Genomic DNA, 18,627 nt, shown 5'->3' with positions numbered 1-18,627 from the left:
TATCAGGGTTTACAGGCCGCCGCTGCCACGACTATTTTTGGGCTACGCTCCAAACCATCGTAGCCAGCAGACCGATAATTTCGCGATATTCGATCAAGACGGTCTTTGGGGCGACGCACGAGCGGGTGTTACCGGAAAGATTTGGACTGCCGGTGGCGTCGACATCACGACTTGAACCCACGGAAAAGAATGTGCTCGGATTTTTCCAACAGTCACCGTCGCAGCACAGGGCTGCTGCGGATGCTCCGTCATTCAAATGGGTCATTTCAGCCATCGCCCTGATCAGCGGCGTTGTGAATGTGCTGGCGCTGACATCTCCTCTTTTCATGCTGCAAGTCTATGACCGCGTATTGGCCAGCGGCAGCGTCGAAACGCTCATTGGTCTGGCCATTCTGGCCGCCGCTATGTTCATGGTGCAGGCGGTGCTGGAAATCATACGGTCGCGTGTTTTGTTGCGTATTGGCGAGCAGTTCGACAATCAGCTGTCGGGCCGCGTGCATGATGCGGTTGTGCGTTTGCCGCTGATCAGACGGATGCCGGGGGATGGGCTTCAGCCGCTGCGCGATCTGGATAATGTTCGCGGCTTTTTATCGGGGCAGGGGCCGACCGCGCTTTTTGATCTGCCATGGATGCCGCTCTACCTCGGCATCTGTTTTTTCTTCCATTTCTGGATCGGCATGACCGCGCTGGTCGGTGCCGTCGTTTTAATCGCGCTGACGCTGTTGACCAATGCCCTGTCACAGAAGCCGATCCGCGATACGATCAGTCACAACATGCATCGCAACGGTTTGCTGGAGGGGGCACGGCGTAACGCTGAAGTCATCCAGTCCATGGGCATGGGGAAGCGTATCGCATCCCGCTGGGGTGACGCGAATGACAGCTACCTGACGGCAAACAGGGCGGCTGGGGATATCTCGAATACGCTGGGCGGCATGTCCAAAATGCTGCGCATCATGCTGCAATCCTCCATTCTGGGTGTTGGTGCCTATCTCGTCATTCGGCAGGAAGTCAGCAGCGGTGTGATGATTGCAAGCTCCATCATGATGGGGCGGGCGCTGGCACCCGTGGATTTGGCGATTGGCAACTGGAAACCGTTTTTGATGGCGCGCCAAAGCTGGAGCCGTTTACAGGATTTGCTGGCGAAAATTCCGCAGGACCGACCGGTCACGGCTTTGCCTGTGCCCGTCAGAGACCTGCGCGTCGAAGGTGTGGTCATCGTGCCGCCGGGAGAAACGAAGCCGACGGTTGCCGGGCTGAATTTCACGTTGCGGGCGGGCAGTGCGCTCGGTGTCATCGGTTCATCGGGCTCTGGGAAATCGACGCTTGCGCGGGTGCTGGTCAATGCCTGGGTGCCAGCGTCCGGCAAGGTTCGGCTCGATGGCGCCAGTCTCGACCAATGGGATCGTGAGGTGCTTGGGCGGCACATGGGCTATCTGCCGCAAGGCGTGGAGCTTTTCGATGGCACCATCGCTGACAATATTTCACGCTTCGATGACGAGGCTGATTCCGCAGCGATTGTTGCTGCTGCGAAAGCGGCGGGCGCTCACGAACTGATCCTGCGTTTCGAGAAGGGCTATGAGACCCGCATCGGTGAGGCAGGTTCTGCTCTGTCGGCCGGGCAAAGGCAGCGCATCGGCCTGGCGCGCGCGCTTTATCGCAATCCGTTCATCGTGGTGCTGGACGAGCCCAACGCCAATCTTGATGCGGAGGGGGAAGCAGCTGTGGTCAACGCCATTGCATCCGTTCGCGCAAGGGGCGGCATTGCCGTGGTTGTCGCACACCGGCCAAGCGCTATCGGTGTCGTCGATCTGGTGATGGTGATGGAGAATGGGCAGCAGAAGGCGTTCGGGCCCCGAGATGAGGTCCTGTCAAGAGTTCTCAAAGGCAGCGGCGCCGCCGCGCCGCCTGCCAAAAGTTTTGCGGCGACAGGTCACGGCGTAAGACCGCTCCGCGCCGTGGCCCAGCAGGCAGTTCAGTCTGATGAGGTCACTGCAAGTGAGGTGGAAACGGAGGACAGCAGCGATGTCAAACATTAAGGCTTTCGATGTCTCTCGGTCCATCCGGGCTCATCTGCTTGCGGGCGTCGTCATGGGCGTGGTGCTGGTGGGTGGGGCAGGAGCATGGGCATCCGTCACCTCGCTTTCAGGTGCAGTCGTCGCCCCCGGTCACTTCGTGGTCGATTCCTATGTCAAGAAAGTGCAGCACCCCACCGGCGGTGTGGTTGGGGAAATTCTGGTTCGGGATGGCGATGTCGTGAAGGCGGGCGATGTGGTGATGCGGCTGGATGCCACGCAAACCCGCGCCAATCTGGCCATCGTCACAAAACGGCTGGATGAGTTAACGGCAAGGCTGTCGCGACTGGAAGCCGAGCGGGATGATATGGAACAGATATCCTATCCCAGTGAGCTTCTGGCTCGGCGTGGAGACCCGGATGTGGCGTCGGCCATCCTCAGCGAAACCCGGCTTTTCGAGTTCCGCAAGGAATCCCGGCAAGGCAAGAAGGCTCAGCTTCTGGAGCGCATTGCCCAGTCACATTACGAAATCGAAGGCCTGAAGGCGCAGGAAACGGCCTATGCGCAGGGCATAGACGTTCTGAAGAAGGAAATTGCCTCTTTAAGTTCGTTGAGGGAGCAGGGCGTCGTCTCCGACCAACGCCTGAACAGCCTGAAAACGCAGATCGCGACATTTGGCGGGGAGCGCGGTGAGAAAATCGCCTATCAGGCGCAGGTTGGCGGGCGTATTGCCGAGACCCAGCTGCAAATTTTGCAAGTCGATCAGGATCTGAAATCCGAGGTTGGACGTGAGTTACGCGAGGTGCAGGCGCAGATCGGCGAATATGTGGAACGCAAGATTTCCGCAGAAGACAGTTTGAAGCGCATCGATATCATCGCACCACAATCCGGCACGGTGCATCAACTCATGGTGCACACGGTTGGTGGTGTCATCAGCCCGGCAGAGGACATCATGTCCATCGTGCCGGAGGGGGATGAGCTGGTGCTTGAGGTGCAGATCGCGCCAAAGGATATCGACCAGATCAGCATCGGCCACGAGGCGGTGCTGCGCATGTCTGCATTCAGCCAGCGAACGACCCCGCAACTCAATGCCCGCGTCACGCGCATCGCTCCAGATTTAGCCACGAATGAAAGGACCGGGGCTTCTTATTATGTCGTGCGTCTTACGGTTGCTGAGCCTGAATTGGCAAGGCTGAAAGATTTGACGCTCGTTCCCGGCATGCCCGCCGAGGCAATGATAAAAACGCAAGACAGAACCGCCCTGTCTTATCTCATGAAACCACTCTCCGACCAGATCAATCGCGCGTTTCGGGAAGAGTGAAAACTGACGGAGCCTGACCGTAGAGGGCACTTTTTCCTCAAGGTTTCCCTATGAACTGGAGTTGGTAAACTTACGTTACGGAAGAGGATTGTGTCTTTTTTAATTCGTCAGTTCTAATAAAATTATATTGAATATGCTGTGTTATTTGCAAAAATAAGCTGCCTTTTGTTAACTGTGCTTAAACAAGTTATGCTCAAACTTGCGCTCACAACCGCTTCATGACGAAGTACCCCCAATCTGGCAGAACGATGCTTTTCGCTCAATCTTATTGAGCGTCTTGGATGCGTCTCGCCGGTTTGTTCGAAGTGCTTATCTGAGGAGCCCCGTCTGTCCTGAAAATGCGAAAATTCGCTCGAACGTTCTTTGTATCGGCTGAAGTCACACGCATGCCTGCAACCAGCATTAGAGCCAAACCATCAGAATAAGGTCGCCTAACAGCCTCCGCGTCTCATCATGGAACACACTGTGCGTGTGCTTCTAACTTAGCGTCACATGCGTATTTGGGAGGAATTACGCATCTAAATAAGGATCTGCCTAATGCTCAATAATATTCGCATCAAAACGCTTTTGCCTCTTATGTTCGCTATCGTGGTGTCGCTCGGCATCGGGCAGGGTTTGTTTTCCATGTATTCGGTCAACGGCCTCCAGAAGCAACTGGAAACCATGGGTTTCCGCATTTCCCGACAGATGCAAATAGCCGAACTGGATCGCTTACTCGGTGATGTCCGGCGTAATTATGCACTGGCGATGGCCGCTCAGGGCGAAGCAGAGATAGCGAAAGCAGCGGTTTCTGTTCAAAACGCTATCCAGATACGCAAACGTGCGTTCGACGCATTCAGCGCAAGTTTGACGACAGCGGCTATGACGTCAAAGACGCAGGCGACGGAAAGCGCTATCAACGAATACGAAAAGTCTGGCGATCAGATGATCGAGTTCAAGCGGGCTGGCAAGACTGAAGAGGCCAAGGAGCAGATCAAGAAAATGACCGAAGAAGGCGGCATTGCTGTGGCTGCTTTCAACGAAATGATTGCGCTCAACAAATCTGGTGGTGAGTCCGCTTTGGCAGAGGCCAGAGCCGTTGCTTCGTTTTCCTTCAGTGCCACAGTTATACTAGCGTCCATTGTTGGAATCATCGGTGCATTTGCGGCTTTCTTCAGCTTCCGCAAGGTTGCTATGCCCATTGCCGAAATTACGTCATCGATGAACACACTGGCCGCTGGCGACACCTCACGCGAGGTGCCACATGGCGATCGGAAGGATGAAATTGGCGCAATGGCCGCTGCCGTGTCCGTGTTCCGTCAGAACGCCATCGAACGGTCGCGCCTTGAAGCGGAAGCCGAGGCCAACCGCAGCGTATCCGAAAAGGAGCGGATTGCCCGCGAAGAGCAGAAGGCCAAGGAAGCCGCAGACACCAGCTTTGCTGTCGATAACCTTGCTGCTGCCCTGTCTCGTCTCTCGGATGGTGATGTGTCCTATCGCATCAGCCAGCCGTTTGCCGCCCACCTGGATGCCGTCCGTAGCAACTTCAACTCCTCTGCCGAGAAGCTTCAGACGGCGCTGAGCCGCGTGGCCGAAAACGCCCGGGGTATCGATGCCGGTGCCAATGAAATCCGCTCGGCTGCCGATGATCTGGCCAAGCGTACCGAGCAGCAGGCAGCGTCTGTCGAAGAAACCGCAGCGGCTCTCGAAGAAATCACCACGACGGTCAAGGATTCGACCAAGCGTGCACAGGAAGCTGGTCAGCTGGTAGCCCGCGCTCGCACCGGTGCAGAACAGTCCGGTGATGTCGTCCGCAAGGCCGTGGTTGCCATGGAGCAGATCGAGAAGTCCTCGTCTGAAATCTCCAACATCATCAGCGTCATCGATGAGATTGCCTTCCAGACCAACCTTCTTGCGCTGAACGCGGGTGTTGAAGCCGCGCGTGCCGGCGAGGCAGGCAAGGGCTTTGCGGTCGTTGCACAGGAAGTGCGTGAGCTTGCTCAGCGGTCCGCCAGTGCGGCAAAGGACATCAAGGGCCTGATCACCACTTCCAACGCTCAGGTCGAGCAGGGCGTTCAGCTGGTTGGCGAAACCGGTCGTGCGCTGGAAACCATCGTGGCCGAAGTGCAGGAAATCAACCGTCACGTCGTCGCCATCGTGGATGCGGCACAGGAACAATCTTCCGGCTTGCAGCAGATCAACACGGCTGTGAACCAGATGGATCAGGACACGCAGAAGAACGCCGCCATGGTCGAAGAGCAGACCGCGGCAAGCCATGGTCTTGCGAAGGAAGTGGCATCGCTCAACCATCTGCTGGGCCAGTTCAAGCTTTCAGGGGGTTACGAAGCACCGGTGCGTGCCGCTGCTCCCACCGAGCGCCCTGTCCAGTCTCCCGCACGCGCGCTGAGCCGCAAGGTTGCTGCAGCTTTCAACGGCAACGCAGCGATTAAGTCGGACTGGGAAGAGTTTTGATCGAGCGACGCTCGCATGAGCTTTGAGTGAAGATGACGCCCGCGCTTATCGCGGGCGTTATGCTGTTTATAAGCGCTTCTTTCAGGCGGCTGTTGGTGCTGTATTCTGCGTCGTGACTTTTGATGTGTCCCGGCTTCTCAGCTTGTCCAGCAGCAGATAGATGACGGGCGTGGTGTAGAGCGTCAGCAACTGGCTGACCAGCAAGCCGCCGACGATGGCATAGCCGAGCGGCTGGCGCAGTTCCGAGCCTGATCCGTGGCCGATGGCCAAAGGCAGCCCGCCGAGAAGCGCGGCCATTGTTGTCATCAAGATGGGGCGAAACCGCATCTGGGCGGCCTGGGTAATGGCGTCCTCGCTGCTCAGCCCCTCATCTCGTTCCGCCTGTATCGCGAAATCGACCAGCATGATGCCGTTTTTCTTGACGATGCCGATCAAAAGGATGACGCCGATCATGGCGACAAGCCCGAAATCGAAACCCGCAATCTGAAGCGCCAGCAAAGCCCCGAGGCCCGCCGATGGCAGCGTGGATAGAATCGTCAGCGGGTGAATGAGGCTTTCGTAAAGAACGCCAAGGATGATGTAGACCACCACAAGTGAGGCGAGGATGAGCAACGGCACCGTGCCCAGCGAATCCTTGAAGGCCTTGGCGCTGCCAGAAAAGCTGGTCTGCAGGGAAGCAGGCGGCTGCATGTGGGAAACGGCATTTTCAATCGCTGCCGTTGCCTGTCCCAGTGCGACATTGGGTGCGAGATTGAAGGAAACGGTTACCGCGGGTGATTGGCCCTGATGCGAGATCGAGACGGGAGAAACACCATCCGTCGACCATTTGGCGACGACGGAAAGCGGCACAAGCGTTCCGTTGCTGGCCCGCACAGACAGTCTTTCCAGCGTCGCGATGTCGCGCTGAAGGCTTGGCAGAACTTCCAGAATGACGCGGAATGTATCCGTCTGTGTCGAATAGGAAGCCACCTGCCTCTGGCCGAAGGCGTCATATAGCGTGTCATCGATGGTGGAGGGTAGAACGCCATACAGCGTGGCTGCGGCTCGGTCGATCTTGATGGACAGGTTGGGCGCTTCTGCCTGCTGGTCGCTTCCGACGTCTCTGAGTTCCGCCAGCCCTTGAAGACCGCTGGTGATCTTCCCGGCCCAATCTCCCAGTTCCTGGATGTCGGCATCCTGAAGGGTGAACTGATATTGGGTTTTCGCCGGGCGGGCACCGATATTGATATCCTGCGCCGATTGCATGAAAAGTTTGATGCCTTGCTGCGCATTGAGGGCAGAGCTCAGCCTGTCGATAACTTGTTTGGCGCTGACATCGCGCTGATCGAGCGGCTTCAAGGTGATATTGACATGACCCTGATTGAGCGCGTTGCCGCCATTGCCGCCGCCAATATCCATGAACACGCTATAGACAGCCGGGTCTTTCAGGATGATGGCGCTGACACGTTCCTGAAGCTTTGCCATTTCGGTGAAGGAAATGTCCGGCGATGCCTGCGAAAGACCTGCGATAAAGCCAGTATCCTGTTCCGGGAAGAAGCCTTTTGGCGCGATGACGAAGAGATAGCCAGTGGCCGCGATGGTGCACAGAAAAACCACCAGCGTGATATAACGGTGGCGCAGAACGGGTTTCAGACTGCGGATGTAAAGTGAGGTCAGGCCATCAAAAAAGGCCTCGCCCGCCTTGTAGAAACGCCCGCGCTTGCTGTCATCCATGGGGCGGATGAAGCGGGATGCCAGCATGGGGGTGAGCGTAAGAGAGACGATGGCGGAAATGATGATGGCAACGGTCAGCGTCACCGCAAATTCCCGGAAAAGCCGCCCAACGATACCTCCCATCAACAGGATCGGTATCAACACGGCAATCAGCGAGAGGCTGATGGAAACGATAGTGAAACCGATTTCACCCGCACCTTTGCGCGCTGCTTCAAGGGGCTCCATGCCGTCTTCGATGTGGCGAGATATGTTTTCCAGCATCACGATGGCATCGTCCACGACGAAGCCAACGGCGACGACGAGAGCCATCAGCGAGAGATTGTCGAGGCTGAAACCAAGCACCCACATGGGCGCAAGCGCGCCGACAAGTGCGATGGGTAAGGTGAGGACGGGAATGATCGTGGCGCGCAGATTGCGCAGGAACAGGAAGATCACGACGACCACGAGGCCAATGGTCAACATCAGCGTGAACTGCACATCCTCAACGGATGCCCGGATGGTGCTTGTGCGATCCGTCACCAGTTCCAGCTTGATAGATTTAGGGAGCGAAGCCTGAAGGGCCGGAAGCTGTTCCTTCACCGCATTGACGACGGCAATAACATTCGCGCCGGGCTGCCGGAAAACATCGAGCGCGATGCCGCGCTGGCCATTGGTCCAGTGCGCCATCTTGTTGTCTTCAGCGCCATTCACCGCCTGGCCGATGTCGCGAATACGCACCGGGCCGCCATTACGGTAGGCGATGACGGCGTCGTTCCACTCGGCGCTGCTGCCGATCTGATCGTTGGTGTATATGGGGAAGGTGCGGGTCGGGTCGTCTATATTGCCTTTTGGCGCGCTGAGGCTGAGATTGCCGATGGCAGTGCGCACGTCTTCCATCGTCACGTCTGCCTGCGCAAGCCGGCCCGGGTCGACTGCAATGCGGATGGCTGGCTTTTGCTTGCCGCCGATATTGACATAGGCGACGCCGGACACCTGCCCGATTTTCGAGGCGACATTGCGCTCGATGTATTCATCCAGTTCCGGCAGTGTCAGCGTGTCCGAACTTGCCGATAGCTGCATGACGGGGGCGTCAGCCGGGTTGACCTTTCGCACAGTCGGAAGCGATGTCATGTCCTTGGGCAGTTGGCCAGCAGCCTCGCTGATGGCGGTCTGGACATCGCTTGCTGCTGTCTGGATATCCTGATCCAGGCCGAACTGAACGGTAATAGACGTCGTGCCGAGCGAACTGTTGGACGTCATTTCCGTAATGCCGCTGACGCGCGACAGAGCCTCTTCGATGGGCTGGGCAACACTCGACGCCATCGTATCCGGCGATGCGCCGGGAAGGTTGGCGGCGATCTGGACCGTTGGAAAATCGATCTGCGGTAGGGCAGAGACGGGCATGAAAGGATAGCAGACCGCGCCGAGTAGGAAGATACCCGCCATGATGAGCCCGGTTGCCACCGGATGCATGATGAAAAAATCGAAAAAGCCGTGTTTGATTTTTTGTTCTGTGTCCTGAGGCTTGTCCATCATGGATTGGCCTTTTCAGCAAGCTCGCCGGTGGGGGAGCCTGTCCAAGGCGTGACCTGCACCTTGTCGCCATCGCCAATGCGCGACTGGCCGTCCATCACGACCTGATCGCCTTCGCCGATGCCATCGGTTACCAGCGCTCTGGCATTGGTCACATAGGCGGTTTTGACGTTTTTCTTCTGGACCTTGCCATCCTGCCCGACCACATAGGCGTAAAGACCATCGCGACCGCGGGCGAGTGCCTTGTCGGGAACGACGACGCCGTTGCGTTTCTCTACAGTCAGCGTGGTCGCGACGGGCAGGCCGGGCCAAAGCGCGCCGTCCTTGTTATCGAATGTCGCGCGCAGGTGAATGGAGCCGTTCGATGCATCGACGGCGTTGTCCACGGTCGTCAGTTTTCCTTTAGCGAGGACATGGCTGCCATCGGTGCTAACCAATTGAACCTCGGCGATGCCCTGCTTGAGCGCTTCACGGATTTCGCCGAACCGATCACCGGGGGCGACGAAGGACACGGCAATCGGGTCCATTTGCGTGATGGTGACGATGCCATCGGTGGAACTTGCGCTGATCAGGCTGCCGACATCGACCTGTTTGAAACCCGTGCGGCCGGAAATCGGTGCGATGACGGTAGCGAAGCTGAGTTGCGTTTCGGCGTTTTTGATCTGCGCATCGTCATACTGCACAGCTGCTGCATATTGCTCGCTGGATGCTGTTTTCTGTTCAAGCGTCGAGGCGGATGCGACACCCTTCTCGGCCAGCGCGGCATAGCGCTGCGCATCGGTTCGTGCGCTGTTGAGCTGCGCCTGATCCTGCGCCCTCTTGGCCTGAGCCGAGGTCAACGCCGAAACCAGCTCCCGGTCATCGAGCTTGAGCAGAACACTGCCTTTTTCGACCAACTGGCCTTCGGTGAAGGAGATTTCCGTGACCTGTCCATCGATGCGCGGACGAACGTTGACGGATTGCAGAGGGGCGACAGTGCCGATGCCGTTTATGACGCGATCAATCGTCTCGACACTCGCTTTTATCGCCGTCACGGGAACGGGCGGCGGGTCGTCTGCGAAAGAAGATGTGGATTGAATAGCGATGAAACCTGCCAGCAGGGCCACCCCTTTGCGGGTGCCAATCTTGGCAAGCAATTGAACCGAAGGTCTTGTCATGCATGCCACTCCTGAAAGCGGTCGATTAACGCTGTGACAGTGACTTTGGTTCAATGCGCGCGATAAAGTCGGGCGCGATTATTGTCGGTATCCGGCGGGTGCGAGCAGCCGTTGATGCCGCTACGTGTTCGGCCATTGAAAAATCAAATCACGCCCCAGGCGCGGAAGCGCCCGCGACCCGTCATTTCGCGTAATTCCAGCTGGTTGGCGAGGCCGACCGCACCCTGCGGCGTCGTGCCCAAAGCTTTGACGATCATGGATGTTGAGACGACCGGGCGGGCAAGAACGAGGTCGATCAGATCCGGTAGGCGAGAGCTTGATCTGCGGCCAAGAAGTCTGCGCTCCATGCGGCCTTTGGCGTTCAGCAGGCGATCATGTTCCTTGAGCCCGAGCATCGCCGCTTCCTGAATGCCCTCGAGGAATGCGACGAGGCGTGCAGCTTGGTTGCCAGCATTTCGTCGTTCACGGGAAACGGCTCGCAATCCTGTATTCAGCGCGGGCAGATGAGCGGGGGACAGGCCTTCGTCACGCAAAACGGCGGAGGCCAGCTGGCGTCCGAGCCACGGGCTGCGCTGCAACACTTCCAGCTTCTGCCACGCGTCGAGCGCGATGGAGGCGCGTAGCGTTGCGGGAAGACCGGCACTGGCTTTGACGACCTTCTTCCATTCATCGAGACGCTCGTCCTCGTTCCAGTCCGGATCGCGGGTCGGGTTCTCGAAAGTAGGATATTGCGGCGGACGTTCGTCTTTCGCGATGATATCAAGCGTGGCAGAGCTTCTGGCAATCAGGCGGTCTATGGCTGACAGCTCATCGCTGAGCGGCATGTCCGCGTCGTCAGCGTCAAGATTTTCAGTGGCATTCTGTGCCGTGCGATCTTCTATCTGCGAAGGCGCCTCACTTCGAGGTGCTTCACCGCGCAGCCTCGATAGACCGGCGGTGCTCAGCGCCCATTTCGGTTCGTTGCTGAATATCTGTCGACGCGCGCGCAGCACCCGGTTGGCGATGCCGATTTCATGCGTGGGTGGGCGGATATCCATATGGGCATCGTTCAACACGAGGTCTTCGATGTGAACCAGCTCACCATCGACCCAGAGCGACGAGACCGCATCGGTAAAATCCTGCCGCTCCAGAAAGCCCTGGCTAAAAGGCGAGCGGGACACGCGCTCATCCAGCCGTGCTACGGCCTCCGTTGCCCGCGTACAGGGCAGCAGTAGCGTATCGAGGGGCAATCGATTGATATCGTAGAGCATAGAATCTGATAGGATGCGGCTACTATGAAAGCAATTTCGGATTTGGCTTTCATTTGGTTTTGCCCGCTTTTATGCGTCTGGCAGCGTAATTTTGACCTCAAATCCGTCATCCCGTCCCTTGGCTGGAGATGCCAGCGCCAGCGAGCCGTTCATTTGCGCGACGAGATGTTGGACGATGGCAAGCCCCAAGCCTGATCCTGTCGCCTGTGTCGCGCCTCTGGTAAAGCGGGTGATCAGCTTGGGCAACAGGGCCTTATCGACAACAACGCCATGATTGACGACCCGGAATGAGTTGTCATTGCCGATGTGGACATCCACGGGACTGCCACTTGGGCTGTGTACCAACGCGTTTTCCACCAGATTGCGCACGGTGATGCCAAAGGCATCCGGGTTGACCATGCCGTGCAGGTTGCCATCCGATGGCAGGTGAAGCTGGATGCGCCTTTCCCCGATTTCCGAGCGTCCGATGTCTTCCAGAACCAGTTCAACGATGGGGAGAAGGTCGCTATCCGTTTCGGAAGAGCCGATCCCGGCCTCGGCGCGGGACATTTGCAGAAGCTTTTCGGCCAACTGGGCGAGGTGAGAAAGGGAGCGCTCGATCTGGCCGACCCGTGGCGCAAACTCAGGCGGAATATCTGCTTGCAGCCTTTGTGCCTGCGCCAGCGCACCGGCAATGGGCGTTCGCAGTTCATGGGCGCTGTTCGATGCAAAGGCCCGCTCGGATTCGAGTGCAGCGCGCAGTCGCTCCAGCAGCAGATTGACCGATCTGGCGATGGGGTGCAGTTCGGCTGGAAGATGGGCATCATCCACCGGCGCCATGTTGCCGCTGTCCTTGCTGCCGATCTCATCTCGCAACGTCTGTACGGGAGCGAGCGTACGCCTTACGACCAGTATGACCGCGATCATGCTGGCGGGAATCAAAAGCAAGAGCGGCAGGATCAGCGCTGTCCCGGCCTCAAGGATCGCTTCCCGGCGATTGGCAAAGGCATCCGCCATCTGCAGATAAAGACTGCCGTCCTGTGTGGCGACGGTGTAGATACGCTGGGTCGCCGTATCGGCAAAGCCGGGTGTCAACGGCACGTCGAAGGGTTCTGTTGCGCTGTCTTGCGAGCGAAGCAGGACTTCTCCTTCGCTGTCACGGACCTGATAGGTCAGATATTCCTCACCGCTGGAGGGTTGCACCAGATGCCGTTCGGCTTCCGGGCTGCGTTCATTCAAATCGTCAGCGATCAGCGGGAGCAGGCGGTCAGCCGTTTCCTGCACGCTGCTGTCGAAGATTTCGGCAAATTCGTCCTGCATGACCATGATGCCGAGAGACGAGGCGATAAGCCATGACAATGCAACGACGCTGGTCAGAGCGATCACCATGCGGCGGGTCATGCTGTCGCTGCGCTTCATAAGCTTACCTGATCGTGTAACCGAGGCCACGCACTGTCTCCACCCTGTCAGAACCGATTTTCTTGCGCAATCGACTGACGTAAACCTCGACTGTATTGCTCTCGATTTCCGCGCCGAATTCATAGAGCGTTTCATGCAATTGCGCCTTGGAAACAACCGCGCCGGGTCGCTCCACCAGCTTTTCCAGAACTGCCCATTCTCTGGCACTCAACGTCAGCGCCGTGCCATTGACGGTGATGTTGCGCGCGACCTGATTGATCTCGATGCCCGGCAGTTTCACCACCGGTGCCGAACGCCCCTCATATCGGCGGGAGACGGCCAGCATGCGCGCGGTGAGTTCACCCAGATTGAAGGGTTTGACCAGATAGTCGTCTGCACCGGCGTTGAGGCCTTCGATACGGTCAGAAACCTGATCATGTGCCGTGAGGATGATGACGGGGGTAGGGTCGTTGCGCTTGCGCAGGTCTTTGAGGATGGTCAGCCCTTCGCCATCCGGCAGGCGAAGATCGAGCAGGATAAGGCCGTAACCGACCGTCTGGGTTGCCGCGATGGAGTCCGCGACGGTCTTGAACCAGTCCACCGCATGTCCTGCCGCCGCCACATGGTCACGAAGCGCTTCGCCCAGCACATGGTCGTCTTCTACCAGCAGAACACGCAAGCATACCTCACTTTCAGGCCCGGATGTGGTCGGACATGGATAGTGGGTATGCCGCGTTATTTGTTCCGTCAAGCGTCCTGTGCTCAAGTCGTGGGTCTGTGCTTGCAGCCGCTGAAGACATCGAGTGATGGATCATAAGCAGTTGTGGATATATTCATCATGCCCAGAATGCTGTGGAAGAAGTTGTCGTGGGAACGTCCGCCAGCTTCAGCTTCCTTCGAAAGGCAGGCGGCATCAAGTGCCATGGATTTGGCGAAATCGTCATCGAACCACACGAGGAAGGGAACGTGGGTCTGTTCTGCCGGTGCCAGAATATAGGGCGCACCATGCAGGTAAATGCCGTTTTCACCAAGCGACTCGCCGTGGTCGGACGCATAGATCATGCCCGTCGCCAGCCTGTTCGAGCGCGCCTTCAGCTTGTCGATGACGCTCGCCAAAAAATGGTCGGTGTAGAGAATGGTGTTGTCATAGGCGTTGACGATTTCGTTGTCCTTGCAGTTGGGCAGCTCCGCCGTCTGGCAATCCGGTGTGAATTTCCGGAATTCGTCCGTGTATCGCAGATGGTAGGTAGGGCCGTGGCTTCCCAGTTGGTGAAGAACGATGACGCTGTCTTTCGTCACGCCGTCGAGCCAGCTGTCCAGCCTGTCGAGGAAGATGTCGTCGCGGCATTCGCCAGTTGGGCAGAATTTTGGATCGAGAGCAGCCGTCAGATCGAAATAGGGAATACGATCCGCGACGTTCTTGCTGCCGGTATTGTTGTCCCACCAGCGGGCATCCACACCGGCATGAACGAGGACATCGAGGACATTCTCGTTGGAGAGCGCCTTGCTATGGCTATATTCTGAGCGGGTGAAGCGGGAGAACATGCAGGGAATGGAAATCGCCGTCGCCGTGCCGCAGCTCACCGTGTTCGGGAAATAGGTGACGTTGCGCTTCTTCAGCTCCGGGTTCGTCTCGCGAGCATAGCCATTCAGCGAAAAATTGACCGCACGCCCTGTCTCACCGGCCACGATGACCGTGATGCGCGGCTTGGTCACGCCGCCCAGCGCTGGCATGACTTTGGCATCCTGACCCGTTGGTGAAACGGTGAGCTTCGCTTCCTTATCGGCCTGCGCGAAATACTGGATCGTCGAATTGATCGGCGTGAAGGGATTGAGGCTTTTGGCAATGTCCTTGTGCTGGCGCACAGCCGTCGTGAAGGTCTTGGAGTTGGCGGCAGCGATGGCACCGACCACGGAGAGGCAGGCGAGAATGGCAATCGTGTTCCACAAAAGCTTGCTGAAGAACGGCCGGTGATCGATGCGGATGAACAGCAGTATCGCAAGTGGAATGCCCGCAAAAAGAGCGAGATGAAGGGCAAAGCCCGGCGTCATCAGGTTGCCCGCTTCGGCTTGCGTCGTTTCGAATGCGTTGCGGACCATGTCGCTGTCGATGATCGCGCCGAAGCGGTCCATGAACCAGGACGATACCGCTGATATGATGATCAGCACCGCGAAGATGGGCTTGGTGATGTATTTCGCGGAAAAGAAAATCAACACTGCCGAAAATGCGGCGCTCATGCCGATATAGAGCCCGTAGATCGCCACCGGATAGGCCGACAGATAGGTGTGAACCTTGGCCCAGAATGTGTGGTTCGTGAAAAACAGCAGGTAGAGAGCGGTGACGAAACTCAGCGTCATGCTGCCCATTGTGGGTCTTTTGATATCGCTGCGTCCGCTTCTGCTTGCCTGGAAGGATATTGCCATAGTGTGGTTCCTGCTGTTTGAGCCATCCCATGCAAGGCGATATATTAGCACGTGGACGGCGATCCGGAACCGGGATGTGTCATCTAGCTGACATGAAACTGAACGGTGGGGGTAAAAACACGCGTGGCGGCACTATGCCGGAATAATGGGCATGCTCAGGATTGTTAAAATCCACCCTTTAAAATGCATGGTTTTTCTTTGGGCTCATATCTGTACAGTTCACACTTATGTGAAGATTAAGAGCGGAGCTTGCCCAATCGCGATTCTTCACCATGTCGGATCAATCCTTGATCTGCCCTGTCCGCCGCTATGAATGGAATTCAGATGGCTCCGTTGGTTTTTTCAAAGACGCTGCTTTTGGTCGCTGTGCTGTTTCCATTTGCGGCTTCCGCTTTTGATGAATTGCCGAGAAAAGACCAGGTCGCGCTTATGGCCGAGGCCAAAAAGGCGGAGATGGTGGGCGTTGCCCGTAAAACGAGGGAAGTCGATGCGCGTCCCGCGTCACCGGGGGAAATCGTCATAACCTTCATCAAGGGCCAAGGCGTGGAAACCCGCTCCAAGCCAGCAGAAGAGGGCGACTGGGTGGTGCGCAATCGCTGCGAGGAAACCGGCAACGAGGAAATTCTTGTCAAGGCCCGCAGTTTCAAGGAGCGTTATGGCGAGCCTCTGTCTGAAGCCGACGCCACCGGCTACCGCGCCTTCAAGCCGAAGGGCGCGAATATGAGCTATTTCATCGTGACGGACGAAATCGGCCCGTTCAACTTCAGAGCGCCGTGGGATGAGATGATGGTCGCATTACCGGGCGACGCCATCGTGCAGGTGCAGACCGATGAAAGCGATACCTATCGTGTCGCCCAAGCTGCCTTTCAATGCACCTACGAGATTGTCGATCCGGCAAGAACCATTGTGGATGCTGCGCTGAGATAGGTCAGGGCAGGAATTCCAGAAGCCTTCTCTCATCTGCGCGTAACCCAGCTATGGGCTTTATTTCGGCAGTCAAAATCCTGTTCAAACGCTTCACGGATTTCTCATCCGTTGCCAGTTCCAGCACAGCCGGATGAACATAGCTTTTCCGGCAGATCGCCGGTGTGTTGGACAGTTCTTCAGCCGCTGCCATGCACATGCCCTTGATTGTCGGGCGTTCCTCGCTGGCAAGTGCGCGTGATGCGTTGCCGAAAGCCGCAAGCGTGCCGCCCCAGGTGCGGAATGTTTTGGCAGATATGCCTTCTCCCGCGACCTGCGAGATATAGGCGTTGAGCGCGCTGGAATCGACCGGATGCACCAGACCGCTTTCGTCCTGCCAGACAAAGAGCTGTCTTCCCGGCAAATCCGCAATGTTTTCGAGAATGCGTTGTAGACGTGGGTGCTTCAGCTTGCGGTTCACGCGCTGGCCGCCCTTGGCAGCGAAGCGCAGTTCGATGGTTTCTCCGAAGGAGACATGTTTCTTCAAAAGCGTGGTCGCGCCATAGGTACCGTTGGTTTCGAGGTAAGCCTTGTTGCCCACTCGCAAGTACGCCGCATCGAGAAGAAGGACCAGCGCTGCGAGTGTCACGTCTTCGCTGTGCACCTGCTTGGAGATATCGGATGTCGCACGTCTGCGGATCGCTGGCAGTGCTTCACCGAATGTTTTGAGCTGGTAGAATTTGGTTTCGCCACGCAGCAGGTGCCAATCCGGGTGGTAGCGGTACTGTTTGCGACCCCGCGCATCGTAACCGGTGGCCTGAAGGTGGCCGGTGGGGTCGATGCAGATCCAGACCTTTTCATAGGCTGGCGGTACGCCCAGAGATTTAAGGCGGGTGATTTCGATTTTGTCGGAAAGGAGGGTGCCATCCGGCAGGCGGTAGGAAAAGCCCTTACCGCGTCTTTCGCGTGAAATCCCAGGCTCCTGATCGCTGACATAGGTCAGACCGACTTTTTTCAGAAGGCGAATTGGAAGCTGGTTCATTGCAGTTTTCTGCTCCTCATCATTGTGAGGAATAATGCGCCCGACCTCTGTCTGTTCCAGAGACAGTCGGAGAGTTGGGGGCGGCAAGCGCGCCGCCCCCAATGTGGAGCATCATGCTCCGGGGGTAAGCTTGAGAATCTGTGATTTTCCGCCGCCGCGCTCTTCAGTCACGGCAAAGATCGATCCGTCGCTGCCGACTTTAACGTCGCGAATGCGGGCTTCGAGTGGCAGACGGCCCTCGGAGACGACCTTATCGTTTTCGACCTTCAGCACCACGATGCCTTGGCTGACGAGGCCGCCGATGATGAGCGAGCCTTTCCATTCCGGAATGGCATCCGAATCGTAATAGACCATGCCGGATGGGCCGATGACCGGGTCCCAATAATATACCGGCTGTTCCATGCCCTCTTTCGCCGTCAGGCCTTCGCCAACTTCGCCGCCGCTATATTCAATGCCGTAAGTAATGACCGGCCAGCCGTAATTGAGACCGGCCTTTGGCAGGTTCAACTCATCGCCACCCTTGGGGCCATGCTCGACCGTCCACAGCCGCCCGTCGCCATCGATGGTCGCGGATTGGATGTTGCGGTGACCATAGCTCCAGATTTCAGGCAGAGCATTGTCCTTGCCGATGAACGGGTTTCCTTCAAAGGGCTTGCCTTCAGTATCGATGCGGAAGACTTTTCCAAGACCGCTCGAAACATCCTGAGACTGGACGCGTGGCTCAGCGTCGGAGCGCTCGCCCACTGTCACGTAGAGTTCGTTGTTGGGGCCGAAGGCGAGGCGGGAACCGAAATGCTTGTCGCCATCATAGGTCGGCATCTGGCGGAAAATGACCTTGGTATCTTCCAGAGCGGCCTTGCCATCGGCTTCTACCAGATTCGCAGAAGCAACGGACGTGCCGTTGCCGCCATCGCGCGGCTCGGAGAAGGAGAAGTAAATCATCTTGGAGGTATCGAAGTCAGGCGCCAGTGCAACGTCGAGCAAACCGCCCTGTCCTGACGAGGCGACCTCAGGCACGCCTTCCAGCGCAGGACCGGGTTTGCCATCTGCTACGATGTGCATGGCACCTTCTTTTGCGGCAACCAGCATGCGGCCATCGGGGAGAATTTCCATAGACCAGAGATGCGGCAGATCATCTGCAACGACGGTCTTTTGAAGCGATGGCATCTTTTCCGGCTGTGCGGCGCGTGTCTGGCCCTCGAATGCCGGCTTCTGATCAGGCGCATTGGCCTGTTTCGTTTCGGCGGGGCCGGTGGATTGCGCGTGGGCAAGCGGGGCGAGTGGTGCAAGAAGGCACATCGAAAGAACGGTCGTCGTCAGCAGGTGATGAGTGCGTGGCATAGGTCTCCCTTCCGTGGATTGGTTGCGGACGGCAAACATGTAAGGGCAGCTTTCGTTTCATCCAGCGATTTCAAAAAAACTTGATACGGGCGTGTATTCCACCGCCCTCTTATATTTCATGGTC

12 protein-coding genes are annotated in these 18,627 nt (G+C 57.5%); 4 read left to right on the top strand and 8 right to left on the bottom strand.

The window, feature by feature from the left end; all coding sequences use genetic code 11:
- The first annotated feature begins 191 nt into the window (after positions 1-191).
- The 3 genes from ABUK73_RS07180 to ABUK73_RS07170 all read left to right on the top strand — a co-directional run bounded on the left by ABUK73_RS07180 (position 192) and on the right by ABUK73_RS07170 (position 5,784).
- Positions 192-2,036 carry a type I secretion system permease/ATPase gene (locus ABUK73_RS07180; RefSeq protein WP_353576680.1) on the top strand — a complete coding sequence of 615 codons (1,845 nt, stop codon included), beginning with the start codon at positions 192-194 and terminating at the stop codon, positions 2,034-2,036.
- Positions 2,023-3,333, top strand: a complete 1,311-nt coding sequence (locus tag ABUK73_RS07175; RefSeq protein ID WP_353576679.1) for an HlyD family type I secretion periplasmic adaptor subunit — start codon at positions 2,023-2,025, stop codon at positions 3,331-3,333. Before ABUK73_RS07180 ends, ABUK73_RS07175 begins: the two co-directional genes overlap by 14 nt.
- A gap of 537 nt (positions 3,334-3,870) precedes the next feature.
- Positions 3,871-5,784 carry a methyl-accepting chemotaxis protein gene (locus ABUK73_RS07170; protein ID WP_353576678.1) on the top strand — a complete coding sequence of 638 codons (1,914 nt, stop codon included), beginning with the start codon at positions 3,871-3,873 and terminating at the stop codon, positions 5,782-5,784.
- Positions 5,785-5,865: 81 nt separating this feature from the next.
- On the opposite strand, the gene ABUK73_RS07165 is transcribed toward ABUK73_RS07170, so the two are convergent.
- From ABUK73_RS07165 to ABUK73_RS07140, 6 genes are all read right to left on the bottom strand, one after another.
- Positions 5,866-9,012 (bottom strand): efflux RND transporter permease subunit, encoded by a 3,147-nt coding sequence (locus tag ABUK73_RS07165; protein ID WP_353576677.1) that lies wholly within the window; start codon positions 9,010-9,012, stop codon positions 5,866-5,868.
- Positions 9,009-10,166: an efflux RND transporter periplasmic adaptor subunit gene (locus tag ABUK73_RS07160; protein WP_353576676.1), complete on the bottom strand. Its 1,158-nt coding sequence runs from the start codon at positions 10,164-10,166 to the stop codon at positions 9,009-9,011. The genes ABUK73_RS07165 and ABUK73_RS07160 overlap by 4 nt, the downstream gene beginning before the upstream one ends.
- Positions 10,167-10,309: 143 nt before the next feature.
- Entirely contained in the window at positions 10,310-11,416 is a 1,107-nt protein-coding gene (locus ABUK73_RS07155) for an RHE_PE00001 family protein (protein WP_353576675.1), read from the bottom strand.
- 69 nt (positions 11,417-11,485) lie between these two features.
- Positions 11,486-12,814, bottom strand: coding sequence for a sensor histidine kinase (locus ABUK73_RS07150; protein WP_353576674.1), 1,329 nt, complete (start codon positions 12,812-12,814; stop codon positions 11,486-11,488).
- Between the two features lie 4 nt (positions 12,815-12,818).
- Entirely contained in the window at positions 12,819-13,472 is a 654-nt protein-coding gene (locus tag ABUK73_RS07145; protein ID WP_113088986.1) for a response regulator, read from the bottom strand.
- A gap of 83 nt (positions 13,473-13,555) precedes the next feature.
- Entirely contained in the window at positions 13,556-15,217 is a 1,662-nt protein-coding gene (locus tag ABUK73_RS07140) for a phosphoethanolamine transferase (RefSeq protein WP_353576673.1), read from the bottom strand.
- 324 nt (positions 15,218-15,541) lie between these two features.
- Between ABUK73_RS07140 and ABUK73_RS07135 the strand changes: the two genes are divergently transcribed.
- Entirely contained in the window at positions 15,542-16,144 is a 603-nt protein-coding gene (locus ABUK73_RS07135) for a hypothetical protein (RefSeq protein ID WP_353576672.1), read from the top strand.
- A gap of 1 nt (position 16,145) precedes the next feature.
- On the opposite strand, the gene ABUK73_RS07130 is transcribed toward ABUK73_RS07135, so the two are convergent.
- Positions 16,146-17,162 (bottom strand): DNA topoisomerase IB, encoded by a 1,017-nt coding sequence (locus tag ABUK73_RS07130; RefSeq protein ID WP_353576671.1) that lies wholly within the window; start codon positions 17,160-17,162, stop codon positions 16,146-16,148.
- Positions 17,163-17,273: 111 nt separating this feature from the next.
- Positions 17,274-18,503: a PQQ-dependent sugar dehydrogenase gene (locus ABUK73_RS07125; RefSeq protein ID WP_353576670.1), complete on the bottom strand. Its 1,230-nt coding sequence runs from the start codon at positions 18,501-18,503 to the stop codon at positions 17,274-17,276.
- Positions 18,504-18,627: the final 124 nt, after the last annotated feature.

Origin of the sequence: Agrobacterium vacciniicorymbosi (assembly GCF_040427045.1) — a bacterium.
In the GTDB taxonomy this organism is placed as follows: Bacteria; Pseudomonadota; Alphaproteobacteria; order Rhizobiales; family Rhizobiaceae; genus Agrobacterium.
Note: the sequence above shows the minus strand (reverse complement) of the source record. Positions and strands in the feature narration are given on the sequence as shown.

Excerpts from the sequence above, each read along its gene's own strand:
- ABUK73_RS07175 (WP_353576679.1), top strand. The coding sequence starts at position 2,023 with ATGTCAAACATTAAGGCTTTCGATGTCTCTCGGTCCATCCGGGCTCAT.
- ABUK73_RS07170 (WP_353576678.1), top strand. The coding sequence starts at position 3,871 with ATGCTCAATAATATTCGCATCAAAACGCTTTTGCCTCTTATGTTCGCT.
- ABUK73_RS07165 (WP_353576677.1), bottom strand. The coding sequence starts at position 9,012 with ATGATGGACAAGCCTCAGGACACAGAACAAAAAATCAAACACGGCTTT.
- ABUK73_RS07160 (WP_353576676.1), bottom strand. The coding sequence starts at position 10,166 with ATGACAAGACCTTCGGTTCAATTGCTTGCCAAGATTGGCACCCGCAAA.
- ABUK73_RS07155 (WP_353576675.1), bottom strand. The coding sequence starts at position 11,416 with ATGCTCTACGATATCAATCGATTGCCCCTCGATACGCTACTGCTGCCC.
- ABUK73_RS07150 (WP_353576674.1), bottom strand. The coding sequence starts at position 12,814 with ATGAAGCGCAGCGACAGCATGACCCGCCGCATGGTGATCGCTCTGACC.
- ABUK73_RS07140 (WP_353576673.1), bottom strand. The coding sequence starts at position 15,217 with ATGGCAATATCCTTCCAGGCAAGCAGAAGCGGACGCAGCGATATCAAA.
- ABUK73_RS07135 (WP_353576672.1), top strand. The coding sequence starts at position 15,542 with ATGGCTCCGTTGGTTTTTTCAAAGACGCTGCTTTTGGTCGCTGTGCTG.
- ABUK73_RS07130 (WP_353576671.1), bottom strand. The coding sequence starts at position 17,162 with ATGAACCAGCTTCCAATTCGCCTTCTGAAAAAAGTCGGTCTGACCTAT.
- ABUK73_RS07125 (WP_353576670.1), bottom strand. The coding sequence starts at position 18,503 with ATGCCACGCACTCATCACCTGCTGACGACGACCGTTCTTTCGATGTGC.